Below are 22087 nucleotides of genomic sequence, written 5' to 3'. Positions count from 1 at the left end.
TGGCGTTTAAACAGACAGGGTGTCATTAGGGAAAACAGGCGAAGTAGCGGCACTACAGCCAATCGAGCTCATCGAACCCAGCCACTGCATGCGCTGGATCATCGTGGTGGAATCACTGACATCCACGCCTCGCAGGGCATTAGCCACTATCATTTGGCTGTGAAAGCGACTCATACGCTGGGCGGCACACACATACTCGCCAGGCAGCTCCTGAGACGGGCCACCAGCCAACATCATTCCAGCGGCGATCTGGTTAGAAAGAATGCTCTGGATAGCGAGGCCCAGCGGAGTTTTGAAGGCAAAGCGTTTTTTGTGGTAGGTCATTTATTTGTATCCTTTCAGCATTTTTCGTTAGTAGTGAGTGCTTTCAATTCACGCATGGCCAGGTAGCCTGCAATGGTATTACGGTTATTCAGTACGGCACCGATAGTCCCGACGTTGTTATTCATGTCGAATCGCTTAGTTCGTGTGGCTGGTGGTCTGATGGCGCAGGCTTACGAGACGGGAGAAAATATGATGCAGCTGATCTGATTGGCGACATTCATCACAGCGCGTATTGCCCCGACGGTCTTGGGAAGTGCGCAGGAATACCATGCTTGGCGGCTCATCCCGGTTACGCGTGCGTGGGATGCGTGTGGGGATTTGATCTGGCGTCGGCTCCTCACGGAAATAGAGACGAATGGAACCCTGATAGATAATCACCAGCTGGCCGCATGCTTCCATATCTCTGACCAGCTGCCTGGCAACAGAGATGCCCTTGCCCAGTACATTAATCACGTCATGAATAGTCAGGTACGGACGCCTTTCAAGCTCTGCGGAAACCTTCAGGGAACGATCGTTGAACAGCTGTAGGGATGTGGTAGTACTTTTAGTCATGCGACTCTCCAAATATGCCCATGGGGCGTTATCTCTTACGTTTTGCAGGCCTGCGACGTGAGCCGCGGCGATGGGACAGGCCTTTAAAGCCACTCACTGCCATTTCAAAAGTGGAACGCACTAATAGCAGCGTAATAATAATTTTCAGTACGTTGAGCCAGAAGTGAAAAGCCCAACTCAACAGCAGATCAGGTATCAGTCTGCTTTCCTGTAGTGTGAAAAGCAGCACGTTCAAGCGGCAGCATTCTCTGCTGTGCGAATAGCGCAATACACACCACGCAGCTTAACCAAAGTGAACTCTTGCAGGAGCTGCTCAGCTACGGAGCTGGCCAGCGCAACAGCACCACCCAGCGTGGCAGGATTTTTTTCGTCAGGGACACCGCACTCGGCCAGAACCTGCCTACAACGAGCCAGCACCGGGCTGGTTATGGATTCAGGCAACCAGTAGTAGAAAGTTCGGGCGGATTCGGCCATGTGGGGTTGCTCATCAGAGGCAATCAGTCGCAAGTCCACCAGCTGGCGCAGACGCTTCAGCAAATGAGAATCGCTAAGGTCACAGTTAAGACGTGTTCGGACGACGGAAAGCAGGCGGGTGCTTTGTAGGGCGTAGCGGTCGCTGGTCATGGATATCCGGCCGCCTACATAGCGCTGAATGTTACGGTTCGGAAGCTGTGCCAGGGTTTCGGCAAAGATGCAGGTCATCAGCTGGTAGTCTGTCACCTTGATACGGCTCATAGTGAGGCAATAGCAGGCAGGTGATGGTTGATGATTACCCCGACCACTAGCGCAGCTGCGCTGGTGGCGAGGTAAGACAGCAATAAGCGGAATTTGAGCATAGCTGACCCCAGTCATATTTAATATAAGGGCCATTTTAGTATCCTTTGTAGAAAGAAACCATCCCCATTTGCGTGTTTAACCATGCTTTTTAGCGCAGCCACTGCGGCCAAGCAGGGCAGAGCCCATCTGGCCGGATGTAGTATTAGTCAAGTAAGCGGATTTGGGCTATGCATCAACCCCAGGAAAAAGCAGAGTAGGGAGATCCAAGAGTCTACAATTGGTTCTGTACAATTCAGCTGGCTGATCAACCAGCTGCCTGGTAAACTGGTAAACGCATAACCCAGTCGAATAATTAACGATACATTTCATCAAACATTAACAGCAAATTCAAATACGGATTAACCATGCCTACAATTAAATCAAAGTTAATGCCTAATGCGCAGCCATCTGAAGAGACCAAAGCTGAGCTCCTTAAGCAAATAAATGCACCTGCAGGAACAAACATCCAATTGATGGTGCTTGAAGTAGATTATGACCGTAAAAAATTATACGTCTGCTTATCAGGCGGCGCAGTTGTTGATGGAGAAGCGCGCTTCACCCTAACAGGAAGAGCTGCATATGAAGCTCTATGCAGTATTTCAACTATCAGTGACACGCTCACAATCCAGCAGATTAGTATCAGTGAAACACCGCTTAAAACCAAAGTGAAATCCGCGCTGAAAAAAGCCCCTGCTAATTCTTGCATTTGCTTTATTGGCGATATGCAGGGAGAGCTCGATGGTGTTCTGAGTGATGTATTTAACATTTCTAAATAAGAGCCATAACGAATTCTGACTGACATAACGGCTGGACCACCCTAACCAGCTCTTAATTACCGCGCTTCTGGGGCATTGGCTTAACAAATTTATACCCTGGCGAGCTTAGTTACTGGTCTGCCAGGGGGCGTTTTAATTTGATCGTTTCCACATAGTGGATTAACATTCTGATGCTTTTAACGGATTGTGATTGATTGTGTTTGAAGCACTACAGCCCCTCGCGGGCTGTTTTTATTCCTGTTTCCATATCTCGCCTGTATCCACGCACGGAAAGCCGTGACACCGCCGCTGAAACTCATCCTTGTACTGTATAGCGCTGGGCTTTTGTTGTTCATGCCAATGCTGGTGGCCAGCTACGAACGCCATAGGCATGCTGCAGTAAGAGCTGTAATCGGTTCCCTCGCCGCGTTGCGCAGCCCGTGCGCCGTCAAACCAGCCAGACAGGAAGTCAGCTCGCTCCACCAGCTCAACCGTGAAATCCTCCTCATCGCCATGTAGGCGGATGATCCCCGCCGTGGCCAGCCGCTCAAGTGTGGCAATATTTCCTGTAACGTCCGTTCCGGAGTAATGGCCCGCTGAGTCAACGTAACTGAAATGGGTATACGGCGTTGGATCGTCTACATGGTGCGCGCGCGCTAGGGCAGTGAGTATGGTCATCTGTTTGCGTGATACCTTCATGGTATTATTCCTCAGGGCAAATCAGCATTTACTGCTGAGATTGCTCTTTACAGTCAGCGATCTGGTAAGCTGAAAGCAACCGCGAGAAAATCTTTCCATGTGGAGTAGGATATTCACTCATGGATTTTTCTAAATTGACCTGAAACATTTCGCCCGAACGCTGGCAATCCATGCCACGGGATTTTGCCTGCTCGTTAAATTTTCTAGCTCCAAGTAGTATAACGGGGGCAATAGCGCCTTCATGACCAGGTACTGCACCTAATTCAACAGCCACTCCTGGCATGGCAAGGAACTGGCCGACTTCAGCGGCCGCGTCATCAGCAGGAGACAAATCATCTGCCAGTGCATGTGTGGATATAGCCCCAATAAAAAGCAAGGCCCATCTATTTTTCTTCATTTATTTTTCCCTGTATATCTGTCATTGCGATCTAACAGTTCGTTTGCCAGCAGCTGGCGGTAACGTGCTGCAGCTTCCTGGGTTGATGCCCCAAACACTTTACTGATGGCATCAACAATCGGGCCATGAGAGGCGATAATCTCGTTTCTAATTTGTTGCCCTGTGAACTGGTTAGCAGCATTAACGAAATCGTGCGCCTCACTTAGGCTGCTCATGCGGCGGTCGATCTGGATAAAATGAACAGGGCTGCTGCCGCCATAGTTTAAAGCGCATGCAACAACCGGACAACCATTGCGCAAGCCGGTCTGAAGGTGCAAAGTCCAATCCTCAGACCTGATGACTTTCCTTAGTGGTTGGTATGAATAGTTCATTAAATTAAATAAGCGCCGTTTTAGTATCTATAAAAAAAATACATCTGGGCCTGGCGGAGAGATCTGACTCTCATCTGCAATTACACGCATTGCTTCCTCAAGGCCAAGCTCTGTCAGCTGGTAAGAGGGCGTTTTCGCCTTACTCTTTCCGCCTGATGGGTGCTGAAGCAGCAAGCCACGATCAACCATCCTGGTAAGCGAAATGCGAAAGTTTCCGTGTATTAGCTCACGGTCGTAGTGATCCTTCACGTAGCTGGTCAGTGCGGCCAGCGATATTTTATCCCTACTGCGATGAGCGTTGTAGCGCCTTCCCATACACGACAGTGACAACTTCTGTAACTTAGACAATGGCATGAAAATACTCCTGTTTTGGCGACCTCTGTTTAAAAATGTAATGCTACATCACTCCTTTTTCCCCCCTTTGATTATGTCCAGCATGATGGACTTTTCGGCTTCAATATTACGGATATAGTTGATTACCTGCTCCGGCCGCTTCCAGGTTCCCTCATGCATGATCTGGGGTAGCGATTTGCCACGTTCAGCCATGTCCTGAGCGGCCCCGACACGGGCGCTGTGTGCCGTCCAAGTCCGGTAACGGGTGGCCGTGGTATCTGGTTTTCCGTACAACGAGATCCATGCGTCACGGAAAAGCGTTTCAATATGCTTTGCATCCATCGGCCCTTTAGAGCGGATAGCATGGTTATACCTGTCGACTTTGCAGAAAACGTAAGCCTCTGGTACCGACTCCAGACCGGATAACCTTAGCCAGGCTCTGAGCCAGCTGGTCACGTCCGCTGACAGCTTTTTAACAACACCATTTTGATCCGTGATGGTCTTGGTGTATCCAACATCAAACGTCGCTGAACCGTCCGGCATAAATCGGAAATCCCGCACCCGCAGTCGGGCAACTTCAGCCAGACGCAGCAGGGAATTGTAGGAAACACCGATAAACGCGAGGTTACGGCGGTGTTTCAGGGATTCGCTTTCTTCCCAGATGTTGGCCAACTTAAACAAGTCATCCACTTTCAGCGGCAGCGCCTGGCTGACACGCTCACCCTGGAGCACTGCTGTACGGCGTATGCGCTTCATTCCCAGTTCAACGGCTATGTCATCAGAAGGACGCGGTAGGCCAGCATGTTTGTGGATCTTGTTAATCATCGCCTGGTGCTGGCTTACTGTATTTACGGCCCGGCCAAGATTTTCTTTCATGTGAAACAAATACTCGCGCACGTCTGCCGGCGCCGCAGGGAACCAAGAACGCCCATTAGCCTCGCACCAGCGAGCCCAAGCGCGGATTACTGATAGCATCTGTTGCCAGGTATTATGTGAGAATGCAGCCTGATCCTCAAAAAGCCTGCGCAAATTTTCAGCTACCCGGTCATCGATATTATCGGGAAGCGCGAGCGCTGTGCTTTCCTGTTTCTTTGTCATCCGTGCAACCATGCCTGACCTCAGTTTTTATCGTTAGATGGCGAACCGTTCGCTTTATCTGCCGGATCACGAATGCGCTTACCGCTTTCGTCCACTATCTCACGGCGTGGACTCATCAGGATGCCGTCCATCACCATGTATCCTTTCTTCTTCCATTTGGAAAGCAGCTGAGGCGTAACGCTGTTGGCTCTGGCCATCTCAGCCAGGTTACCGTTAAAAAACTCATCGGCCACTTCGTCTATTGTCTTAGGCATTGCACACCTCATTTATCATCATTTTTTGATGATACTTGAAGAGATCTGCCGCTGTCACGCCTTTTTTACTGGGCTTTCTTGCCCCTTAACACAACGTATCGCCTTCTAACGCCACCATTAAAGGATAGTAGGTTCAGTTATTCTAAACAAAAAAACAGTAATGTAATGCTAAACATGCGTCAAACTCTTCAGGCGCATGGATTATGGTACCCAAAAGACTAAAAGCGGCACGATTAGAGAAAGGATTTACTCAGGAGAAGCTTGGCCAGCTGGTGGGAATTGATGAATCGACCGCGAGATCACGGATATCTCAGTATGAGAGCGGCACCTACAGACCTGATTTTGATACTGCATGTCGTATGGCCAAAGTGCTGGACGTGCCTGAATGCTATCTGTTTGTCCTGGATGATGGATTCGCGGCCGCTGTACTGGAAATGTATCACCAGCTTAAGGGTGATTAAATCATCATCAGTGATGATTAGAATATCAGCATCAACATGATTGACGCTGATAACCGAATTGCAGAATAAATATAGTGACCTCTGCCTACTCGATTACTTTCTTTTCTCCATTATCTTAGCTATAAAGATTTTATATTCATCAGAATGAGCTTTAAGAAAATCTTCCAAAGAATTGAAAAAATCTTTCGATCTAATATATTTTCACATGTTTTTGGCTTATCCGGGCACATTGAATTGATTTTATCAGCGGAAGAAGTGGCCGCGATTATCATCAACACATTCATTCTCAGGACGTCTGTCGTTGGTAGTTAATAGATAATTGCTCAACCTTTAACATCTGAGAATTCAATAGACTGTCTATGTTCAACTCCGATTTGAAATAGCATTTTCTCAGTAGCGGGCTGTGGACGATATACCCGCCCCCCAAACACATTACATCTATTTCATCGCCTTTTGACAATGTCAGAAGCTTATCCGAAGACCCATTAAAATATAGCCTTGCTGCTCTTAATGTACTCATTGCATCAGGTTTTCCTGATGTTGCTTATATATATGGCTTACCTAAGGCATCCTCGCCTATTTCCTCTGCAGTTCCAATCAAACGCACTGTTTTACCTTTATAGATTTTATTTGCTGCGAGTTCATTGCGTTCATAATCCTTATAAAGCTCTGCTGGCGTAACTGGGCCGACCATATTTGATCCTATGATAATAGATTTGCCCTGATCTAAAAAAACCTTCTTATCATCATTAATTAAGAAGTCCCTGAGCTTATTGTATGCGATCGGGTCAGCGGGCATTAGCGGCGTCAGTTCATCAGCGTACGTAATGGCGGAAGCGAGCAGCGCACCAATGAGGAAAATTTTTTTCATTGCTAAGATCCGTTTCCAGAAAGTCATTCTAATCTACATGTTAACGGGCAGGGCTGCACTCCCATTAAATGAGGCTGTAAGCATAGCCAAACCCGCAAGCGTCGCTACGTGAATTCTGACGACCTGAGCCCCACAAACTCTCACAGAATTTACGTAGCGCAACTTTTTGCTTTAATGCCTATTCATAACCACCAGCCGGTAATAGGCGGTACTAATTGTGAAAATTTTCTTTCTGATTGTGTACGAAATGGCGTGAATTGTCTTTAACACAAAAAATTTGGAAAATCTAACACCCTTAGCAGATAAATTGTGCTAACTGTGTGAAATTGCGGGCTTATACCAAGGCCATATATTGGATGTTATATTGCCTTGGTGATCTAAGCTAACTATGGTAACGGTTCCTTTGCGGCACTATTAGATCTCTAATCTTACGCCTCCCTTACATTTTCATGGTCAAAAAACAATCAACGCAAAACTGTTTAGTCTGGAATGGTACTAATCGGGGCATCTCGCTAGCACGTCTCAAAAGTGAATGGTATATAAGGCCATTCCGAAAATTAAGCGCGGCACCATTTAATTCTTTCTTTCAGGCAGGCACGATGATTAGTAATGCGACATTACCTCTGGCAGACGATGTAACCCATGCAATCCAAAAGCTGCACCTGGACACTACCCGTCCTGGTTCCCTCGAAATCCTTGTTAAGCACTTCGCGATTGTCTGCGGGGCTGTACTAATGTCCAGTACTGATCGCCGAAAGTTCAATAGTTCTGTAAGAAAAGTCGCAAAAAGCGTTATTCACTGAAAATTTACCCTCGCTTTACCATACCCTTTATCGATTTTACTCACGAAATATACTAATTTAGTGCTTAGTTATGGGTGGGCGCGTTGCTCACCCAATTGGAGAGTAAGCACTATGACAGACTTCACAAAAGGCGAAAGGATCTATCAGGAATTCATTGAATTCCGTGACAAGTTCCTAAGTAGTGCCATGAAGGAAGCGAGCGCACACAGCACAAACAGCAATGGTGAGAAATTCCGTCCAATCGTTGTCGTCCCAGAGCGCAAAGCTGAATACTGGAAAAACCAGATAAAACAATGGAATGCATACGCTGAAGAGCTGAGGAAATATCCTGAGCTTGGCATTCCCTTATCCCTTTATGAGCCAGAACCTAAATATATCAGTGGAGCTAACCGCATCCGCTGCTATGAGCTGCCAGCTACTAATACTTCTACGTCCACACGGGAAAAGGTAATCGCGGATATTAAAGCGATGATCGAACGTGTTAGTGGTATTGAGGATACTAACGGATTTGTTAAAAAGTTAGAGGGTGAGCTGGCCATGATGACCGCTTTGCCACCGAAAACAAAACTGCGCACCAGGCGGACCGGCTATTCTGATCTGAGCTGCAGCTACAACACGGTAGAGGAAAAGAAAATCATGGTCCGCGCTACGGCCAGCGGCCTGTTCTTTGACGATCGCGTGCTTCGTTATGGCTTCCAGTTCGGGCCTAAGGCGACTGCTGAGCGACGTTCTGTTTATGATGAGGTGCAACCGCTGCCTCTGACGATATACAAGAATATGGACGTTTATTTGTTCGATGAGGTTGAGAAGGCCCGCGCCGAGATGAAGGCCTACCGTGAAGCCAATGCGGAACAGATAAAACGTGACCAGTGGGCACGGGCGAACTCTAAGCGCCGCGGCCATAATGCGACTGAAGAGGCCACAAAAAAACGTGCGGCCAAATCTGTCGGTGAACTGGATCCAGCTGGCAAAACACAGGAATAGCCACCAGCTGCTGGTGGCCTACGCCTGCAGCCAGTCCAGCGCTTCATTACGCCTTGTCTCGTCTGCCCGACTTAGTACTTCATTCGCCGGCACATAGTCCGCCAGCTGGGTGAAGCAGTATGTATCCCAGTGGTCGGGCGATTTCAGATTGAGCTTTGTGCGCATCAGTGGTTTAGACATCATTACCCACTGGCCAGCCTCATTCAGGAATGCCGGTATTTTGCTGGCCTGATCTGCAGTCTTCCCGCCCTTATCCATCTTCATACGGCCCTGACGGATGGCATTAGCCGCCATCACGTTGGCATACGCGCGCTGATTGATAAACCGCTTCTTAAGTTCTTTGTTGTGCATCGGTGCACCCCAGCGGATGCGCTGCGCGATAACGCCGTGTTTCTCTTCCAACACGTCGGCAGTCGTTGAACCTACACCGTCGCCATCAATACAGATCGTAATATTAGGGTAATCATCCTCGTTGCATTCGCTGAAAATGAAATCGGCGAAACGTGACGGGGTCACGGTAGATTCCATTTCCCGGACCAAGTGAGGCACAACCCGGCGGTACTTGCCGTAGCCGCTTATCCTGAAAATCGACATTACCGACTTGTCGCGGCCGTTACCGACGTCACAGCATGCCACCCAGCCCCATCCCTTCGCCAGTAGCACTTGGCGGCGAACAGCGCGCTCGCATTCATCACGCCCCAGCAGGTAGCCGGAAATAGATGACGGGAATTCACCGCGTACCTTGATGAGGTATTCAGGGCTTTCCCGGCCGCCATAGTCCACCAGCTTTTCACGGATAAACTGCAGCGTAACGAGCGGTGACTCTTCACTGTTAAGTTTGATCGCGGTATAGATGCCGTCAGGATTCTCAGGCGTGATGGCCAGGCGGTGATGTGAGTCGTAAAACTCGCCGCTGGTACGGGTCGGCTGGGAGATCAATAGCAGGCGGTTATCCTCCTGCGTAAGAGCGCCCTTCATTATCTGAAATGCCTTATCTGACACTCCGGACGCTTCATCAATGATGTAAAGGAGGTGCTCTGCGTGTTCACCGGCCAGCGCTTCTTCGTTACCCAGACGGAAGCCTTTCGGCACCACTTCCCAACTACCTTTAGAAGAGGTCTCGAAAAACTGCATATCTGTGAGGGTAAAGTACTGTTTCAACCAGGGCAGGCGCTTAACGCAGGTTTTCCAGTTCGTTTTGAGGTATTTGAAGATACCCGTTTTAACCTGCTGCAGTTTGTTGGCCACCAGCACAACGCGGGCCTCTGGGTAGAACAGGATATAACAGAGGATCATGATTGAGGTCATGTCCGACTTACCGGTACCGTGTCCAGAGGAGACCGTTGTTTTACTGCCAACGTTCTGCACAGCATTGATAATTTCTTCCTGCTGCCACGTTGGGATTTTCCCGAACATGACTTCTGCTGCGCTGATCCAGTCGTATCGGTACAATAATACCAGCTCCTGCCAGCGGGGGTCATCGACCACCGAACGCTTATTCTTGCTGGTGGTCATCGCCTTTCCCGTAAAGCATGTTGTTGATGTCTTCGTCCGGCTCTTCACCTTCTTCAAAGTCAGCCGTCAGGTTGATGTCATTCAGTGAGCCATCTGCAGCCACATCACCGAAGCCGCCACGATCGACAATCTTGTTAACAGCTTCACGCTTAGCGGCAAGCTCCATATCCAATGCAGCCATGCGCTCGGCGCGTGCTGATCGCGCCTGGTCATCCAGCTGCTTCAGGTCAACCGGCTTCGTGTTAATGTCATCCTGTTCGCCCGCCTTCATTTCGGCGCGCGCCATCTCCAGCAGCAGCGACGGCACCTTGTAGCCATGGGTTTCGATGTAGATAGCCGTTTCCATTGCCGTCCAGCCTTTATCCTTGCGCATCCTGTAGGCTTCCATCACGCGCTCAGGCTCTGAGAGCTTACGCATATGCAGCTCCATCTCGCGTTGGTCTTTGGCATAGGACTGACGGACTGCGGCCATTGTGCGAGCAGTGTCGTTGATAGCGGCGGCTGCTGCGGCTGCTACCGACAGCATTTTATTGATGGTAGGGGGTTCATCCTCCCCAGGTACGTGATCCTGAAGCTGCTTCATCATCTCTGCTGTGACACGCTCCAGGGTAAACAGGCTGCAAAGGGCGCTCTGGATAACCCGCGCCTCAATGGCATCTACCCCGGCGGCATCCATTAGCAGGCGAGCCTGTTCAATGTCCTCATCATCCGGCATCAACGCACCCTGAAGCACGCGTCCGCCGTTCTTGCTCTGATCGCCGGCGCGGCCGGATTTTGTCTTCGCGGAAACTACCTCCATCAGCTCGCCTGCCAGCACAGCGGCAGGTGTTGCGGCGCCTGGGGATGGCGTGCGCTTCACACTCTCGTTTACCTGCTTATTTAACTCTTTGATTTTGCTGGCGGTGCTTTCGTTGCCATTGCTGACGGATTGATCGCTGCCGTGATCCTTTTGGGGTTTGCGATCAATTGATCGCGGCGGTACTTTTGATCGCGAAGTGCTGGCCTTTGCGCTTACCTGGCTCTGGCCAGTACCAAGGTGACGACGGGCAGTGTTAGGGTTAAGTCCATGTAATTCAGCATAATCCTTGATGCTGAACTCTTGCTTTTCCCGCATCTGGGAGAACTGCTGCCTGTGTTTTACCCAGTCGACTTTCACTTTGGTGATCACCCATTTCCTCAACGTTGATCACCATTCTATTGATCGTTACATCTCCCGCGATCACCTCTCTGACTGGTCGCCCTGATCGCCTATCAATCAAATGATTGTCAATTGACTGTAGTTTACTTGCCTTTTGCTGGCTTTTTTGTATGATTAACTCCGCAACAATCAATCAATCACAGACATTTATTCATTAAAAGCTAAGGGAAATAATCATGGCTAAAAGTACTCAGGCACCTGTTTTCGTCGCAGTGGACGGCGGCTCTGGTAACGTAGCGATCCGCTATAACGATGAAAACGGTAAGCCTGTAACCAGCATCAGCCCTTCACTGGTGCGCCGTGGTCTGCTTCAACAGGGAACCAAAGAATCCTCCTCAACGTGGCGCACTGCCGACGGTGAGGTTTACTCCGTTACCAATGACGGCACTAGCATCGAGCTGGAAAACACTTGCGATCCGAATTATCAGATTGCTGCCGCTAACCGCGTGCTAGTGATGGATGCGCTAGTTAAGGCTGGATTAGGCGGTCGCGACGTCGTGATCGCGGACACGCTGCCAGCCGACCAGTTCTATGGCGATAATGGCATTAACAAAACCCGTATTGATGCAAAGAAAGCCAGCCTCCTACAGCCAGTGAGCAGCTATTCCGGTGACGTGGAGCCACCAAATGTATTGAACGCCATTATCTACCCTGAAGCCGTGACCGCTTTTGTTAGCGCCAGTGTTTTGCCGGACGGCAGCGACAACCCGGTATTCGAAGGCGTTAACCGTTGCATCATCGTTGACCTTGGCCGCTTCACATGCGACATCGCAATCGTGTCCGGGGAGCTGGACATTCTGAACCGCGTGACCACTGAGCACGGCATTCATACGATGATCAAACGCCTGCACCATCTCTTGCAAGAGCATCAGGAAGAGTTGAACCTGTCTGAAGCGAAAGAAATCAGCCTTAGCGCGCTGGATGGCTTTATTGAGCGTGGTTATGTGGGTTCCCAGGCGAAAGCCCGTGAGCACCTGCGCCGTGATATTCGCCCGCTGGTAGAACAGGCTGCGCGTGAGCTGGCCGATCAAATCCGCAATGACGTACGTCAGCTACACCGCAACCTGTTGGAGCTGGATATGCTGCTGTTTGTGGGCGGTGGTGCCAACTGGCTGGGCGGCAAGCTGGGCTATCTGCCGGACTTCTCTAAAGAATGGCATGACTTCACCTATATCCCGGATGAACCGCAATTCTCTGTGGTACGTGGCGTGCATATGTTGATGATGAGTGACAAGGAAAGCATTCAGAAAGAACTTGAAGCGGAGGCCTGAGATGGCCAAAGAAAACGATTCACGTAAACGGGACACGCTTTCGTTTTATGTCACCAGTGAAATGCGTAAATCTGAGGCTACTTGTCGCTTTATAGACGAGTACCGCGCATCAGCTGAACACGCTGTGAAGCGCGCGAAAGTTACAGCCGCGCTGCAGGCTGGGCAGATGATGGAAGAATGCGGGCTGTTACGGGTGATGGCTTATCTGGATACCGAAGCATTCTATAAATTAGATGTGACTCAACGCCAGCAGCTGCTCCTGGCGCGTATGCAAGAGTTTTTGGGGGTTAGCCCCCAGCTTTCAGCGGTGACGCTGCCACAAGCCGTACAGAAGCAGCCTGTGGCCACCAGCGAGAGTGAACCAACCGAAGAACTCTTAGCAGTGAGTCCGCCAGCGGAAGATGAATCCTCTCAGGCGCCAGCTGACAAGCAGGTTGATGATGAGACCACCAGCAACCCGCGCATTAACCGCTTTGCATCAAAACTGTCACCCGGCTAATTGCGGCCGTCTCATTAAGGAAAGGGCGTAGCGGAGCCTCGCGCTCTCAGCCCTTTCCTTCTCTTCTTCAGTCATCATCATTGTCTCGCGCCGCTTCAGATCAATACGCTCTGGATTGCGGCACCGCTTGAAGAAAGCGTCATCAAGGTGTGTCAGATAGAAGGTTCGCGGTCTAACGGTCTCATCCACAATACAGTCTGAGTTATGAGAGTTAGCAATTGAGCGCATGCGCAAATAAACTTCGCTAACCGTTGAACTGTATTGGGGATAGCACTTCCTCAGTGCGTCCGCTACCTCTTTCGCGCTGGCTGGTTTGCCGTGTGCTATGAGGAACTGCGAAATCTCCCATGACGTTAATCTCTTGTGCTCGGCTGCCAAAGGCCACCCCTTACATAAGATACTAAAATATTGAATTTATTTTAACTATTGGTCTGTGTGAGAATCAACCTATAGCTGATACAGATAAGAGTAAGGCGCTGTTAAGCGCCTTAAAATATATCAATAAGCTTTTTCTTTTTTCGGGCAAAGCTGTTTGAAATGCGCTCATGAAGGGATCGCAAAATAAGCACACAGCAAAAAGCCTTTCCTCGCCAAGTTAGGAAACTCAACGTGTCGCTATTTTATTACATAAGATACTAAAACATCAATCATAAGCCACCAGCATTCCTTCTTTGCTCGTTGCTTTCAGATATGCATTGATCGCTGCCTCCATACCATCAATGTACTGTTTAAATTCGTCGACTGCGCACATCAAAAACCTTTTATCAAGGAGAACACCATTGAAGCCATTGACTGATACTCCCATCTTTTTCTCTACCGCCTTGCGTATTGCCCGCAGCCTTCTCAACGCTGCGTCGCTACCCGGCTGATTGATATCTTGTTTGTAACGAAATGCGATACCATCATTATGGGCCATAACATTTCGGACAGCTGCGAGGTGGTCAAGCTTGTTAGTACTTTTCCCTCCAATGGTTTTCCTCAGCTTCTTATCTGCTGATTCAAACGTCCTGTATTTATCTTTATCCCATACATCACCAGACAGCGTCTCCATGAGCTTCTGACACTCGGTCATACGGTGCTCAAAAAGGCCAAACATTGTTAGGAAGGCAGCGCGGCGGGTCAATTGGGTGTTCAAATACACGTACTCTGATTGGACTTCGTCATGGTTATCGCCAATACATGAGCCGCACTCGTAATAAGCATTTTCAACCCGGATATCCTCGCCATGCTGCCCAGGCACGCAATAAAAAAGCCCGGCGTTAACCGGGCTTCTTGTTTTGGCCATATCAGTCGAGCGTGAGCTGTGTAACTCTGCAATCGTACAGCTTGGCCAGCTTTTCTAGCGTTCCTGCCTGTGGTTTGGTGCGCTTCTCCATGTTAGAGATAGCGCTTTGGTTCACACCTAATGCCTTTGCCACATCCAGCTGGGACATCTTACGGTGGACACGCCAAGCCGCCTGGAGAGAGATAGATCCGTCGATCATGATCTCAATCACCTCATGAGGGATAGTCTCATCATCGTTTGGGCCTGCAACGTAAGGGATGGGCTCAAAAAACTCATCCAGCTCCGTCTCCTCTACCATCCGTTCATACAGCGCTATAGGAACAATGGCAGCTGTACGCTCTCCACTATCGTTATAGACGTATTGTACTGAACTCATGCCTACATACCTCGAAGTTTTAGACTTTAGCTGATTCGTTCTACAGTTAGTTTCCTGTTTTCTGAATTAGAAATTTGATTTTATTACAACAATAGACATTTAAAATTTAGAACTACTTTTAAGCCAGAAATTGAGGGTAAGGGCGGGGTTTTATCCCCGCTCCTGAGTTAGTAGGTTTTGCTCTGACGGCGGCTTACCTGCGTGATTTCTATCACCACCGGCGCACCGTCAATTACTTCAAACATTACCCTGTAGTCGCCAACTCTCAGCCTGTACTCAGCCCCTTTACCAGTAAGCTTTTTCAGGTCAAGTATCACGTCCGGAAAGGCTGATAACTCGCCCACCTTCTTTGTAATTGGCTTCACGTATCGTGAGTCAATCCGCAGCAGCTGCTTAGCTGCTTTGGCCGACCATTTTACTTTGGCCATAACATCCCTCAATTTTTTAAAGAGCGCACCCTTGCGGGATGAACTTAATATATCTATTTATAGTGATATTGTAAAGTGATTTAGTGATACTAAAGCATACATAGTGATATTTAACGCCAACAGCAATCACGACGGGGACGCCAGATACTGGCCATTGCCATTTGATGCTAGCCCGCTAATTCTCAGTTACTTGGCGCGCGAGCGCATGGGCGTCGAAAATAGTACATACCACATACCGGATTAAGTCAGTCTGGCAGTTGGAATGTCTTTCCACCTCGTTGTCCATGCGGGAGAAAGCATATCCCGTTTCATCTGCCACTCAGGGTCGATACCCTGGCCAGCAAACCAGATTTTACCCAACCCTGAATGGTTCACCTTATCCAGCACCGCCATCAGCTTTTCACTGTTAGCCCGAGGCTGATACTCATCAAACAGGCTGAGCTGTGCGAGCGCTTCCGGGCAGAAATCTCCAAGCATAATGCCCGCTTTGGCGTACCGGTGGCCATCCCGCCAGATGTGCTTCAGGCTGCGCATTGCGACCGCAATAATATCCCGCGTGTCCTGTGTGGCCACGCGTAACTTTTCGCCCGCCACGTTGCCGTAATACACCTCACCCGGACTGAAAGGTGAGGTCTTGATAAATGCCGAGATGTGCCGACAGTACTGGCCTTCCTGACGTAATTTTTCCGCAGCCCGTTCAGCATGTTTGCAAAGTGCCTGCTGCATATCGTCCAGTAATGTGACGCGCTGGCCAAAGCTCCTGCTACAGACAATTTGCTGTTTTGTAGGCGGCGCCTCTTCCAGCGCAATGCAGGATTCGCCAGCCAGCTCCCTGACCGTTCGTTCAAGTACCACGCTAAAGTTTTTCCGGATGAAGGCAGTGTTGCTGCGTGCCAGATCGAGGGCAGTGATGACGCCCATTGCATTCAGTTTTTTGCTGATGCGACGGCCAACGCCCCATACCTCCTCAACAGGCTGCCGCGAAAGCAACTTTTCTGTACGCACTGGATTATTATATGTTAGAGCAAGGACGCCACCGAACTGGGGCCACTCTTTACTTGCCCACTGCGCTGATTTTGCTAATGTTTTTGTCGGTGCCATGCCTACACCGACTGTCAGACCGGTCACCGCTTTTACCCGCTCACGAACCTGCCGACCAAAGTCTTCAAATGGCATAGCGCGATCGACGCCGGCGATGCCGAGAAACATCTCGTCAATACTGTATTGCTCCACAGCCGGCGACAGCTCTTCAAGCACGCGCATTACCCGCTGGCTCATGTCATGGTAGAGCGAATAATTGCTGGAGAAGGCTACGACATGGCGGGCGAAAGATTGCGTCTTCAGCTGAAACCACGGCACGCCCATTTTGATACCCAGCCGCTTAGCTTCGGCACTGCGCGCAATCACACACCCATCATTGTTCGACAACACAATGACCGGCGCATGTTTCAGATCGGGCCGGAATACCTTCTCGCAGCTGGCATAGAAACTGTTCACATCGGCAAGGGCAAACATCATTCACCCACGTGTTGCGTGAATAAACCACATCACCACGCCGAATATTTCTAGTGAATCCGGGTCAGGGTAAAGGGTGGGGAAAGCGGGATTCATCGGGCGGAGAGCGAGGCGCGGATGAGTCTGCAAGACTTTAACGGTAAATTCACCGTCGATGGCAGCCACCACTATATCGCCGTGCAGAGCCTTCTCTGATTTATCAACAACCAGCAGATCGCCGTCCTTGATGCCTGCCTCAGTCATGCTGTGGCCGACAGCCCGGACAAAATAGGTGGCGCTGCGGTGGCGAATACATAGTTCATTCAGATCGAGTTCTGCATCAATATAGTCCTGAGCCGGGCTGGGGAATCCTGCCGCACACCCGTCGGCGAAAAAGGGTAGCAGAATGATTTCGGGTTCGGAAACGGGGCTGTGTATGGCTAAAGACGACATTGTATTTTCTCCTTTTAAAATAACTGTATATATAAACAGTATATTCGAGAGAGGAAATTGTCACTTCTCTTTTTGAGAACGCCGGGGCTAAAATTGCGGGAAACATCCGGAAATAAGCGATAGTGACCAAGAAAAATTAATCAGTCATCTGCCAGAAACGGACAAAAAAGCTTTTAACGTACAATAACTTCCGTTTCCCAAGCTGACCCCTATCATTCCTGTGGAGGGTTGGGGGCCAACCGTACGAGAACTGGATGGCGAGTTTCAAATAATGCTCTATCTGGCGACGCTGATCCTCGCTTTGTAGTGCTCAGATAATAAGCATGTTGTAATTAAAGTGAGTGATTCGGTCGTTGAGTTTGATGATAAGCATATTTGGGGAGCGCATACGTTGCAGTTGATATAGCGGTCAGGAGATTTAATGGCCCGCTGGCTTCGTAGCTGGTGGTGAATTCCACCAGCTGGAACTACGGCTTCTTAACCCATTTTTCGGTTTTAGCAACCTTACCAGCCAGCCACTTAGGCTGTGCCCCCATCTGCGAAGCATAAGTGTACATGGGAAAGCTTCTCCAGAATGCTTCGATAGCATCCGAAAACTCTACGAATTGAGCTTCACTTACCTTAAGCTGTTCCGGCCTGGGGTCTGAATATCTTGGCATGCTGTGAGCAAAGGTTTGCGGGTAATACTCCGGGAAGGTTTCAATCAGCGTTTTATGAGATTGGCCATAGCCATGCTTGTAAACATTCACCACCAGACGGCAGGCATTAATTTTTGGGTAGAAAGGTTTACCTGTAACACCCAGACCTATCCAGTCCATCAGTTCGATCACCTGAGGTAAATCCAGATTCCAAATCATCGGCTCCCAGATATCCCTATCCTGCCAATGACTAACTTCTCTGGACAACTTATCACGCAGAGCTTTATCAAATTGATGGTACATTCCCGCAGTCAGCGCCAAGGTGACTATATTTTGCATCTCATGTAAGTTTAAGTAGTGAGATATCCCCTCCTGATAAGCACGCTCAGCAGAATCAAATTCATCGTCATAGTCAGGGTTAAAACTTCGTCCTAGCGCCTCATAAACTTGCTGTTCCTTTTTGTCCGCTTCCCTGCTTATATCATTAAACTGCGAAAGTAAGCGTCGACGGGCTTCAGCAACATAAAACGTATGAGGCTCAAGGATAATCATGAGATCTAGATTATCGAAATAGAACGTCGTTATATCGTGTTTTGCCATGATGCCTCTAACGATGCCTTGGGCTTCCTAAATCCACTTAAGTGAGTAACCAAAGCACCTATTAATTAATCAGAATGGCCTCAACTCCGCTAATGAGACCTGGTAAATAGGACTGGTCTATCCCTATCAAAGCATTATTTTTCCTTACGGCTCAGTGCATGTAGATGGTTCTGGCAATCGCCAGCTGAAGAAGTACTGCCAGCACGGCCATGGTGATTATCTTCGACTTACCACGCCTCCAGCCTTCGAACCTCAGCACGAACAGCAGCCAGGTGATCAGAATTGCCATCAAAACTACCTGGCCTAACATCATGCCGCTCATTATTGCGCTCCTTTCCCTGGTGAAAACACGTAAACCGGTATGGCATCGTCCAGCTGGTTGCCCAGATACAGACGGCCGGTGCGCGGCTCCGCATAGCCTAGCGTTATTATACTCATTTCCGTCACCGGGTCAGGGTGATGAAACAGCTCGGCCTTGTTTCCTTTGCGGCGCATGATCAATTCCCCTCAATCAAGCATAAGACGACAGTATCAAGCGCAGCATCTTCGGAGTTAACCAGCCGCCATGCCTGCATGTCTTTAGACCCGCCTTCAGGCCCAGCGATAATATCGACTTTACGCCAGGCGGTGTAAAACCAGCCTTTGTCGCCGTCGATCGGCAGATCGTCGCCAGCGGCACGAAAAAGAGACAGCAGGAGAGACTGGTCAGCGGTAGGCGCCTCGCCGATTTCGGAAGCATAAGCGTTAATGAATGCAATAATTGCAGGGTTTTTCATAGGTGGCGACCTCTTCTATATTTGTGGTGGCTGCTTCACAGCCCTTTGTTGATTTTTTTCAACCAGCCTTGGTATTTAGCTAACTGCTGAGCGGCATCGTTCCTGGTGCTGTGATGCGAGAGAAACAAGTTCGCACCACTATTTTTGTTGCCTTCACGAACGTACAAATCGAACCCATGATTTTTGTCTGTCATGATTACTTCGGTGAGCTGCAGGTTTGGCCACCGGCTCACATACGATATAAATTGCTCTCTGTTCACCGCCTTTCCTTAGGCTAACGCTTGAAATCAAACAGCATGGAAACGTCGAACGATGCGAGTACATCGTCCATGCCGTAGTCACGTATAACTGCAGCGGCGGCCTTCTCCATTTCCGCTTTAAAGGCGAGATAGCCCGCTTCTGTCATTTTGCTGGTTCCCCAGTCGAGCGCATCGCGCGCGGCCGCTGTGAACTTGGCGCTGCTGGTTGTAATTTCAGTAGCCATTACGCTGCTTCCTCTGGCGAACAGGTTGAAATAACAAGCGGTGAGCTTGCGCGCGCCTTTATCTGGATTGGCTCTTGTGGAGTCAGTCGATCCCGAATAGTTGTAAGACTTTTTAAGGCGGCTTCACGTTGTTCTGCATAAGCACGGCCAGCGGCAGTGATCTGGTCGACAATCTGGATGATGTCGTAATGAAACATGGCGTTCGTCATTTCCATCCAACTGACAAGCTCGGAAACTGAATGGCGGACCAGGGCTTGAGTTATTTCCAGCTGAGCGCCGCCGGGCTGAGCGGGTAACTCTTTCACCAGCTGCAGTGCGTGTTCAACCACCGGCAGGCGTATAGCGCTTGTCTGACCTACCCCTTTGAATGACAAATAAATGTCCAGGCTGCCGAATTTATTCAGCATGCCGCGAGCATAATCCGGCGTCGCGTCACCGATAGTGATCGCCAACCGATGCGCTTTAACGATCGTTGCCCAGTGCTGAACAGCTGAGGTAAGGCATTTCTCTCGGGATACAGTACTGCCTTTGTGATCGGTGTAAGTCACCGGCACAGCCACCAGCTGGCGTGGACGTGTGCAGGATACATCTTCAAATACGGCCAGCAGCTCCTGAGATTCTTTCTCAGTAATGCAAAGCGCGCGGTGCGCCCGGCGAACCCCACCACGTAGGGAACTTACACGTTTGCGTAGGTACTTTGCACTGCGCTCCAGGCGGGCTGGGCTTTTGGTAATATCAATGGCGCGCTGCAATGTTTGTTCTGCTTCGCACAGCTTTGCGGCAGCTTCAGCAACTTGCCTAGCCTTTGGCGGACGGGACTTTGGGAATGCGGCTTTTGCCTCTTTCCACTTATCCATAAAGTAAGGCTTCTCATCACGGCCGATAACAAAGAACAGAGCGATCTCACCCTCACGGCTACCCTCTTCCTCAACCAGTCCGCTGGTGAAATTTTCTCTCAGGCGAAAATCTGCAAAATCTACCAGGTCACGCGGCCCCTCTATGCACATCATGATGCGACCACGATTCGTATCTTCTGAATCATTCTTAGGTACTTCGAATGCTCTTGGCATGAATTTTCCTTCTCAATTACTTCTGTGTTTGGCGTGAAATCAATATAACTACTCCTAAACATTAAGCCAAGTATTTTTAGTATCCTTTGTAATGCAAACTATAAACATAAAACTCATAAAATCAGACATTTTTTATTAATAACTTGATCTTTTAGTATCTTCAAATGATGATTTTTGTACATACCCCTATTGCAGATAGGAACAAATGTTCCTATTATGATTTCAACGCGACACAGGCCCGAAATTGATGGAGAGAAAATTATGATGACCACTACAGCAGCCTTGATTATTCGCATCGCATACGACGCGCAGTTACGCTTAAAGAAGTCCCTGAAAGAGTCAAAGCAGTACGTCGCTAAGAAATCTAGCCTGCAACAGAGCGCAGCCTATTCGGCAGAAGAGAAAGAAGACGTCCGTGCTGCTTTCGCTGAGTATCTGATGTCGTCCAACAACCGCATTAAGAAAGCTGAGGCTATGCTGACCGCGCTGGCCGAAACAACTCGCGGCATGACGATCCCAGAGCACAGCAATGCATTCATGCTCGTGGAAAATGCCCAGCCGGTGCGCTCAAGCTCAATCACCAAAAATGGCCTTCTGGTTGAGGGTGATGTAGTGGTCTGGTTCAAGCGTTGGGAAGCAGATTACGCAGCGGACACAGCTCAGCAAACTGTGTCGGTGCTGGCACTGGTGGACTTCTTTATCCGCGTGAAACCGGCTGACAATGCCGTCACGAAGGGCAAGGAAATACTGCAGGTACCAGCTCCACGCATGGACAACAGAACGGCCACTCTCATTGGCAGCGTTGCAACGGCAGGTTTAGATTGGCTGAAAACGCACGCGATGGTTGTTGCAAAGCGCCAGATAGATCACCAGTTGGCGGGCTTGGCAAAATCAGAAAAGTGGACTGAAGAATTTGAAGCGCGTGTACGTGCATATTTTAAGGATTTCATGAATGCTACACGGATCAGCCAAGCCAAAGAGGCGCTGAGAGTAACGCGAGGGGAATCCCTCGACATTATCTTCCGTAATAACAGGTATGCAGCATGAGCATCAGCCAAGGTAAACCAACACCAGAACAGGTAAAGGCAGCGCGGATAGCTGCCGGTTTAACGCTTGAACAGGCCGGGGAAAGATTTGGCATTACTGGCCGGGGATGGCGCTTTAAGGAGCAGGCGGACGGCAAGGGGCGAAAATTGTCGCCCGGAGAGTACGAGCTACTTCTTCTACTGGCAGGCACGCATCCGGATTACGAGCTGACTCCGAAAAAATAGCGCTTCGTTAG

The 22087-nt window shown here is 49.4% G+C and carries 30 protein-coding genes; 7 read left to right on the top strand and 23 right to left on the bottom strand.

Annotated features, from left to right (window positions below):
• Positions 1-6: 6 nt before the first annotated feature.
• The 3 genes from EHV07_RS24370 to EHV07_RS24360 all read right to left on the bottom strand — a co-directional run bounded on the left by EHV07_RS24370 (position 7) and on the right by EHV07_RS24360 (position 1611).
• Positions 7-324 carry a hypothetical protein gene (locus EHV07_RS24370; protein WP_147200854.1) on the bottom strand — a complete coding sequence of 106 codons (318 nt, stop codon included), beginning with the start codon at positions 322-324 and terminating at the stop codon, positions 7-9.
• Positions 325-459: 135 nt separating this feature from the next.
• Positions 460-876: a hypothetical protein gene (locus EHV07_RS24365; protein ID WP_147200853.1), complete on the bottom strand. Its 417-nt coding sequence runs from the start codon at positions 874-876 to the stop codon at positions 460-462.
• 231 nt (positions 877-1107) lie between these two features.
• Positions 1108-1611: a hypothetical protein gene (locus EHV07_RS24360; RefSeq protein WP_147200852.1), complete on the bottom strand. Its 504-nt coding sequence runs from the start codon at positions 1609-1611 to the stop codon at positions 1108-1110.
• Between the two features lie 446 nt (positions 1612-2057).
• On the opposite strand from EHV07_RS24360, the gene EHV07_RS24355 reads away from it, so the two are divergent.
• A complete protein-coding gene (locus EHV07_RS24355; RefSeq protein WP_147200851.1) occupies positions 2058-2468 on the top strand; it encodes a hypothetical protein in 411 nt (136 codons plus the stop codon).
• A gap of 231 nt (positions 2469-2699) precedes the next feature.
• On the opposite strand, the gene EHV07_RS24350 is transcribed toward EHV07_RS24355, so the two are convergent.
• The 5 genes from EHV07_RS24350 to EHV07_RS24330 all read right to left on the bottom strand — a co-directional run bounded on the left by EHV07_RS24350 (position 2700) and on the right by EHV07_RS24330 (position 5599).
• Positions 2700-3146, bottom strand: coding sequence for a hypothetical protein (locus EHV07_RS24350; RefSeq protein WP_147200850.1), 447 nt, complete (start codon positions 3144-3146; stop codon positions 2700-2702).
• A 28-nt stretch (positions 3147-3174) separates the two neighbouring features.
• Positions 3175-3543 (bottom strand): hypothetical protein, encoded by a 369-nt coding sequence (locus EHV07_RS24345; protein ID WP_147200849.1) that lies wholly within the window; start codon positions 3541-3543, stop codon positions 3175-3177.
• Positions 3540-3860 (bottom strand): hypothetical protein, encoded by a 321-nt coding sequence (locus EHV07_RS24340; protein ID WP_147200848.1) that lies wholly within the window; start codon positions 3858-3860, stop codon positions 3540-3542. The genes EHV07_RS24345 and EHV07_RS24340 overlap by 4 nt, the downstream gene beginning before the upstream one ends.
• A gap of 456 nt (positions 3861-4316) precedes the next feature.
• The gene (locus tag EHV07_RS24335; RefSeq protein WP_168199699.1) at positions 4317-5345 is read right to left on the bottom strand and encodes a tyrosine-type recombinase/integrase; all 1029 of its coding nucleotides are present in this window, start codon (positions 5343-5345) and stop codon (positions 4317-4319) included.
• 20 nt (positions 5346-5365) lie between these two features.
• Positions 5366-5599, bottom strand: coding sequence for a hypothetical protein (locus EHV07_RS24330; protein WP_147200846.1), 234 nt, complete (start codon positions 5597-5599; stop codon positions 5366-5368).
• A gap of 203 nt (positions 5600-5802) precedes the next feature.
• Here EHV07_RS24330 and EHV07_RS24325 point away from each other — a divergent pair, with 203 nt between their 5' ends.
• Complete coding sequence (locus EHV07_RS24325) at positions 5803-6060, top strand: helix-turn-helix transcriptional regulator (RefSeq protein ID WP_147200845.1); 258 nt, start codon at positions 5803-5805, stop codon at positions 6058-6060.
• A gap of 544 nt (positions 6061-6604) precedes the next feature.
• Here the strand turns inward: EHV07_RS24325 and EHV07_RS24320 are convergent.
• Positions 6605-6931 carry a hypothetical protein gene (locus EHV07_RS24320; protein WP_168199698.1) on the bottom strand — a complete coding sequence of 109 codons (327 nt, stop codon included), beginning with the start codon at positions 6929-6931 and terminating at the stop codon, positions 6605-6607.
• 914 nt (positions 6932-7845) lie between these two features.
• On the opposite strand from EHV07_RS24320, the gene EHV07_RS24315 reads away from it, so the two are divergent.
• On the top strand, positions 7846-8718 hold the full coding sequence (locus EHV07_RS24315) for a hypothetical protein (protein WP_147200843.1): 873 nt from the start codon (positions 7846-7848) through the stop codon (positions 8716-8718).
• 18 nt (positions 8719-8736) lie between these two features.
• Here the strand turns inward: EHV07_RS24315 and EHV07_RS24310 are convergent, their stop codons facing one another.
• Positions 8737-10233 carry a terminase gene (locus EHV07_RS24310; protein ID WP_147200842.1) on the bottom strand — a complete coding sequence of 499 codons (1497 nt, stop codon included), beginning with the start codon at positions 10231-10233 and terminating at the stop codon, positions 8737-8739.
• Positions 10214-11401, bottom strand: coding sequence for a hypothetical protein (locus EHV07_RS24305; RefSeq protein ID WP_147200841.1), 1188 nt, complete (start codon positions 11399-11401; stop codon positions 10214-10216). Before EHV07_RS24305 ends, EHV07_RS24310 begins: the two co-directional genes overlap by 20 nt.
• Positions 11402-11607: 206 nt before the next feature.
• On the opposite strand from EHV07_RS24305, the gene parM reads away from it, so the two are divergent.
• Complete coding sequence (gene parM / locus EHV07_RS24300; protein ID WP_147200840.1) at positions 11608-12702, top strand: ParM/StbA family protein; 1095 nt, start codon at positions 11608-11610, stop codon at positions 12700-12702.
• Position 12703: 1 nt separating this feature from the next.
• Entirely contained in the window at positions 12704-13201 is a 498-nt protein-coding gene (locus EHV07_RS24295) for a hypothetical protein (protein WP_147200839.1), read from the top strand.
• Positions 13202-13844: 643 nt separating this feature from the next.
• On the opposite strand, the gene EHV07_RS24290 is transcribed toward EHV07_RS24295, so the two are convergent.
• From EHV07_RS24290 to EHV07_RS24250, 12 genes are all read right to left on the bottom strand, one after another.
• Complete coding sequence (locus EHV07_RS24290; RefSeq protein ID WP_147200838.1) at positions 13845-14486, bottom strand: hypothetical protein; 642 nt, start codon at positions 14484-14486, stop codon at positions 13845-13847.
• A 1-nt stretch (position 14487) separates the two neighbouring features.
• A complete protein-coding gene (locus EHV07_RS24285; protein WP_147200837.1) occupies positions 14488-14862 on the bottom strand; it encodes a helix-turn-helix transcriptional regulator in 375 nt (124 codons plus the stop codon).
• A gap of 167 nt (positions 14863-15029) precedes the next feature.
• Positions 15030-15290 carry a type II toxin-antitoxin system RelE/ParE family toxin gene (locus EHV07_RS24280; RefSeq protein WP_147200836.1) on the bottom strand — a complete coding sequence of 87 codons (261 nt, stop codon included), beginning with the start codon at positions 15288-15290 and terminating at the stop codon, positions 15030-15032.
• A gap of 240 nt (positions 15291-15530) precedes the next feature.
• Positions 15531-16805 (bottom strand): translesion error-prone DNA polymerase V subunit UmuC, encoded by a 1275-nt coding sequence (gene umuC / locus EHV07_RS24275; protein WP_147200867.1) that lies wholly within the window; start codon positions 16803-16805, stop codon positions 15531-15533.
• Positions 16806-16808: 3 nt separating this feature from the next.
• A complete protein-coding gene (gene umuD / locus EHV07_RS24270) occupies positions 16809-17237 on the bottom strand; it encodes a translesion error-prone DNA polymerase V autoproteolytic subunit (protein ID WP_147200835.1) in 429 nt (142 codons plus the stop codon).
• 467 nt (positions 17238-17704) lie between these two features.
• Entirely contained in the window at positions 17705-18475 is a 771-nt protein-coding gene (locus tag EHV07_RS24265) for a hypothetical protein (protein ID WP_147200834.1), read from the bottom strand.
• Between the two features lie 151 nt (positions 18476-18626).
• On the bottom strand, positions 18627-18797 hold the full coding sequence (locus tag EHV07_RS24665) for a hypothetical protein (protein WP_168199697.1): 171 nt from the start codon (positions 18795-18797) through the stop codon (positions 18627-18629).
• Positions 18797-18970, bottom strand: a complete 174-nt coding sequence (locus EHV07_RS24660; protein ID WP_168199696.1) for a hypothetical protein — start codon at positions 18968-18970, stop codon at positions 18797-18799. The genes EHV07_RS24665 and EHV07_RS24660 overlap by 1 nt, the downstream gene beginning before the upstream one ends.
• Positions 18971-18972: 2 nt before the next feature.
• Positions 18973-19251 carry a hypothetical protein gene (locus EHV07_RS24260; RefSeq protein ID WP_147200833.1) on the bottom strand — a complete coding sequence of 93 codons (279 nt, stop codon included), beginning with the start codon at positions 19249-19251 and terminating at the stop codon, positions 18973-18975.
• A gap of 35 nt (positions 19252-19286) precedes the next feature.
• Positions 19287-19445, bottom strand: coding sequence for a hypothetical protein (locus EHV07_RS24655; protein ID WP_168199695.1), 159 nt, complete (start codon positions 19443-19445; stop codon positions 19287-19289).
• An 80-nt stretch (positions 19446-19525) separates the two neighbouring features.
• A complete protein-coding gene (locus EHV07_RS24255) occupies positions 19526-19735 on the bottom strand; it encodes a hypothetical protein (RefSeq protein WP_147200832.1) in 210 nt (69 codons plus the stop codon).
• Positions 19735-20805 (bottom strand): hypothetical protein, encoded by a 1071-nt coding sequence (locus EHV07_RS24250; protein WP_147200831.1) that lies wholly within the window; start codon positions 20803-20805, stop codon positions 19735-19737. The genes EHV07_RS24255 and EHV07_RS24250 overlap by 1 nt, the downstream gene beginning before the upstream one ends.
• 261 nt (positions 20806-21066) lie before the next feature.
• On the opposite strand from EHV07_RS24250, the gene EHV07_RS24245 reads away from it, so the two are divergent.
• Both EHV07_RS24245 and EHV07_RS24240 read left to right on the top strand, forming a co-directional pair.
• Complete coding sequence (locus EHV07_RS24245; protein ID WP_147200830.1) at positions 21067-21852, top strand: hypothetical protein; 786 nt, start codon at positions 21067-21069, stop codon at positions 21850-21852.
• Positions 21849-22076 carry a helix-turn-helix domain-containing protein gene (locus EHV07_RS24240; RefSeq protein ID WP_147200829.1) on the top strand — a complete coding sequence of 76 codons (228 nt, stop codon included), beginning with the start codon at positions 21849-21851 and terminating at the stop codon, positions 22074-22076. Before EHV07_RS24245 ends, EHV07_RS24240 begins: the two co-directional genes overlap by 4 nt.
• Positions 22077-22087: the final 11 nt, after the last annotated feature.

The sequence above is a fragment of the Pantoea sp. CCBC3-3-1 genome, assembly GCF_007981265.1.
Classification (GTDB): Bacteria; Pseudomonadota; Gammaproteobacteria; order Enterobacterales; family Enterobacteriaceae; genus Erwinia.
This window is presented reverse-complemented; position numbering and strand designations above follow the sequence as displayed.